The organism is Lawsonibacter sp. (genome assembly GCF_022777125.1).
GTDB lineage: Bacteria > Bacillota > Clostridia > Oscillospirales > Oscillospiraceae > Lawsonibacter_A > Lawsonibacter_A hominis.
In genome coordinates this window covers 1-2,295 of sequence record NZ_JALFGV010000013.1, presented here as the reverse complement: position 1 = coordinate 2,295, position 2,295 = coordinate 1, and the positions used below count along the sequence as shown (strand labels likewise).

The window sequence follows — 2,295 nt, the reverse complement described above, 5'->3', positions numbered from 1 at the left end:
GCCACCCTGTACGACCTGGCGGGGCGGGAGTACATCGACTTCACCTCCGGCATCGGCGTGTGCTCCATCGGGTATGCAAACCCCAAGTGGGCGGACGCCGTCGCCGCCCAGGCGGCGAAGCTCGGGCATGTGTCCAACCTGTTTTATACCCAGCCCTGCGCCAAGCTGGCCGAACAGCTGTGCACCCGCGCCGGTATGGCGGCGGCTTTCTTTGCAAACTCCGGCGCGGAAAGCAACGAGGGCGTCATCAAGCTGGCCCGCAAATACAGCTTTGACAAGTACGGCAAGGGGCGGGGGACCATCATTACCCTGAAAAATTCCTTCCACGGGCGTACCATCACCACCTTGACCGCCACCGGGCAGGACGTGTTCCACAACTACTTTTTCCCCTTTGACGAGGGATTCCGCTATGCCCGGGCGGGCAGTATGGACAGTGTGCAGGAGGTAGCGGGCCACGATGTGTGCGCCGTCATGCTGGAGCTGGTACAGGGCGAGGGCGGCGTACTGCCCATGGAGCCGGACTTCGTCCACGATCTGGCGGTGCTCTGCGCCGAGCGGGACTGGCTGCTGCTGGTGGACGAGGTACAGACCGGGATCGGCCGCACGGGTACGCTCTTTGCCTTTCAGCAATACGGCATCCTCCCCGACGCGGTCTCCTTCGCCAAGGGCATCGCGGGCGGCCTGCCCATGGGCGGATTTTTGGCCAGCGACCGTACCCGGGCGGTTCTGGGCCCCGGTACCCACGCCACCACCTTCGGCGGCAACCCCATCTGTGCCGCCGCCGCTCAGGTGGTGCTGGATACCCTGGATGAGGATGCCCTGGCTGCGGTCCGCGCAAAGGGGGAATATCTGCGCGCTCGCATCGAGGCGCTGGGCTCCCCCTATCTGGGGGCCACGCGGGGCCTGGGCCTGATGATCGGCGTGGAGGTCAAGGGCGGCGCGACCAACCGGGAGCTGGCCGGACGGCTGATCCAAAACGGCCTGCTGGTGCTGACGGCGGGAACGGCCCTTCGGCTGCTGCCTCCGCTGACCATCACGCAGGAGGAACTCGATCGGGGACTGGCCATTCTGGAGGAGACCCTGCTGTGACCGGCCCTGCGGCGGGGAGAAACGATGAGAATAAAACGCCCGCGCGGAGACTTGTCCCGTTGCCGGCATTGATGAGGTGAAAAACATGCAAAAGGACCTGCTCAAGCTGTTGGATCTGTCCCGGGAGGAGATCACCAAGATCCTCAACGTGGCTGACCAGATGAAGTACAACCAGAAGCACAACCTGACGCACAATTACCTTGCGGGCAAGACGCTGGCCATGATCTTTGAAAAGAACTCCACCCGCACCCGCGTCTCCTTTGAGACCGGCATGTACCAGCTGGGCGGCCACGCGCTTTTCCTCTCCGGCAAGGAAAGCCAGATCGGCCGGGGCGAGCCCATCGAGGATACGGCCCGGGTGCTCTCACGGTACTGCGACGGCATCATGATCCGCACCTACGGCCAGGACGAAGTGGAAACGCTGGCCCGGTATGCCTCCATCCCCGTGATCAACGGGCTGACCGATTTTGCCCACCCCTGTCAGGTGCTGGCGGACCTGATGACCATCCGGGAACACATGACCCGTCTGGAGGGCCTGAAGCTCTGCTTCATCGGGGATGGGAACAACATGGCCAACTCCCTCATCGTGGGCGGTCTCAAGTGCGGCATGGACGTGAGCGTGGCCTGTCCGGAGGGCTATGATCCGGATCCGAAGGTGCTGGATTTTGCCCAAAGTGCGTCCGGTGCGGTGTTCCGGCTCTGCCGCAGACCGGAGGAGGCCGCCGCGGATGCCGACGTGGTCATCACCGACGTATGGGCCTCCATGGGCCAGGAAGAGGAGCGGGCCAAGCGCGCTTTGGCGTTCGCCGGTTACCAGGTCAACGACGCTCTGATGGAGCTGGCGCATCCCGGCGCCATGGTGCAGCACTGCCTGCCCGCCCACCGGGGGGAGGAGATCACTGCGGAGGTCTTCGAACGGCACGCGGGCGAGATCTTTGACGAGGCGGAAAACCGCCTCCACGCTCAGAAGGCGGTCATGTACCTGCTCATGGGCGGTGAAAAAACGCTGTAAGAGCAAAACGACGGCGCCCCGCTCCGATTTGCGGAGGGGAGCGCCGTTTCCGTGTAAACGTCAAATCGCACGGCGCGCAAAAAGGCCGCCATCTCAGTGTGTAGGTATTGAGACGGCGGTCAATTATGTTTTGGGAATCCCGCATTCTTGGGGAGCGCTCTTGGGGAGGAAGGGCTGCGCCCATGCTTTATCCG

The 2,295-nt window shown here is 63.6% G+C and carries 2 protein-coding genes; both read left to right on the top strand.

Annotated elements, in window-relative coordinates:
* On the top strand, positions 1-1,089 hold a 1,089-nt coding region (locus tag MR825_RS01210; RefSeq protein ID WP_287878231.1), incomplete at its 5' end, for an aminotransferase class III-fold pyridoxal phosphate-dependent enzyme.
* An 85-nt stretch (positions 1,090-1,174) separates the two neighbouring features.
* Positions 1,175-2,101: an ornithine carbamoyltransferase gene (argF, locus tag MR825_RS01205; protein WP_287878228.1), complete on the top strand. Its 927-nt coding sequence runs from the start codon at positions 1,175-1,177 to the stop codon at positions 2,099-2,101.
* Positions 2,102-2,295: the final 194 nt, after the last annotated feature.